A 1,634-nucleotide genomic window follows, 5' to 3' on the forward strand; every position below is an offset into this window, starting at 1 on the left:
TATCTGGAGTTTTACAGCTAATCTTAATATTTTAAGTTGTTCACAAGATGCTTCGATTAATCTATCTAAAATATCGGGAAAACATAGCAACATAGAAAGCGGCTGTCCTGCCTGATACTGCGTATTCATACATCTAACCCTATAACTAAGATGAAAAGCCTCGCCTTCGGAGCTTACAAGGCTCTTCAAATGAGAGGTGAGGATTTACTCTCATAAATTAATAATGGCAAAATGCTCTATTATGCCATTTCTTTCAACGCTTTTAACGCTGTTGCTTTCACCACTGTGCGCGCTGGCTTTGCTTTGATCATAATTTCTTCACCTGTGGCTGGGTTTCTGCCCTTACGCTTCTTGGTCGCAGGCTTTTTCACCCTTTTCAATTTGACTCCTAAATCTGGGATCGAAAACTCACCTGAACCACCTTTTTTAACATGGCGTTCCACTTGATTTTTTAAGGCGGTAAAAAATTCCTTTACATCCTTACGCTCAAGATTCAGTGCTTCTGCAATATCAACAATAATTTCACTTTTAGTCTGCTTTTCTTTCACTGCCTTTAATGCCGGAGTTTTTTTCTTCGCTGTAGTTGTTTTTTTAGCAGCGATAGCCTTTTTGGGTGTCGCTTTTTTAATAGGTTTCTTTTTTGCTGCACTTGCACGTTTTGTAGCGGCCATATCTATCTCCATTAAGTTTGGCTTATCTTACGATTAGCACACAAACATAGCAATATCCATGATTTAACAAGTAATTTCACAACAATATCGTCTAAAACATGAAATTTATCAATCAAACTTTACTTGATGGCTCTATTCCTATACTTTTGAGGCTAAGAAAACTAATAAATAAAGGGCAATACACATGAGTGAAAGTAAAAAACCTGTAGGAAAAATTGATCTTGCAAAGTGCTTAGTTGAAAAAGAGCATTACAGTAGCGTCAAAGACGCAACAAAAGCGATTGATGCAGTGCTTGATGGCCTAGAAACCTCACTCAAAGATGGTGGAAAAGTATCATTAGTTGGTTTTGGTAATTTTGAAGTGAAACATCGTCCAGAGCGACAAGGCCGTAATCCTTCAAATGGCGCGCCAATGGTTATTAAAGCCTCAAACTCTGTGAATTTTAAGGTCAGCAAGGGTTTAAAAGAAGCTGTTAATCAATAAGTGCTCTCAATCGGCGACATAAATCATTTAAATCGAAATATGAAGTACCTGCCCAGGCTAGTAATGGCAAGCGTTTAAGGTCTCCACATTTATTGCGGGAGAGCCGAAAGACATTGCTAAGAAGTTTGATGTTGATAGAAAAGCGATTAACCATGCCTTGTATTCTGTATTAGGTGACAAGGTAAAACAAAATGAAGATTACTTGTGGTGTTTAACTGAAACGCCCTCCGTCATCTGAAGTGCAACACTCAGTAGAGAGTTCATATTCATACAGATAAACTCTCTAGTTCGCCTTTTGACTTAGAGGGTAGAGATGGTTTATCGGCACTTAAATGAAAAAGATCGTTTTTATATCGAACAACGGTTATCAGAGGGAGACTCGCTCAGATCAATTGCTAGAGCACTTGGCTTTTCTCCTAGCACGATTAGCCGTGAGATTAAACCGGAATACCCCAATTCGATTTAAAAGGTCTTTATTG

Annotated in this window: 2 protein-coding genes and 1 pseudogene; 2 read left to right on the plus strand and 1 reads right to left on the minus strand. The window is 38.3% G+C overall.

What is annotated here, in order from left to right; all coding sequences use genetic code 11:
- Positions 1–239: 239 nt before the first annotated feature.
- Positions 240–671, minus strand: a complete 432-nt coding sequence (locus tag C200_RS07440; RefSeq protein ID WP_129556481.1) for an HU family DNA-binding protein — start codon at positions 669–671, stop codon at positions 240–242.
- Positions 672–855: 184 nt separating this feature from the next.
- On the opposite strand from C200_RS07440, the gene C200_RS07445 reads away from it, so the two are divergent.
- Positions 856–1,155 carry an HU family DNA-binding protein gene (locus C200_RS07445; protein ID WP_016212302.1) on the plus strand — a complete coding sequence of 100 codons (300 nt, stop codon included), beginning with the start codon at positions 856–858 and terminating at the stop codon, positions 1,153–1,155.
- A 313-nt stretch (positions 1,156–1,468) separates the two neighbouring features.
- Positions 1,469–1,634: pseudogene (locus C200_RS14940) on the plus strand (helix-turn-helix domain-containing protein); the annotation flags it as partial.

The organism is Piscirickettsia salmonis LF-89 = ATCC VR-1361 (assembly GCF_000297215.2).
Classification (GTDB): Bacteria; Pseudomonadota; Gammaproteobacteria; order Piscirickettsiales; family Piscirickettsiaceae; genus Piscirickettsia; species Piscirickettsia salmonis.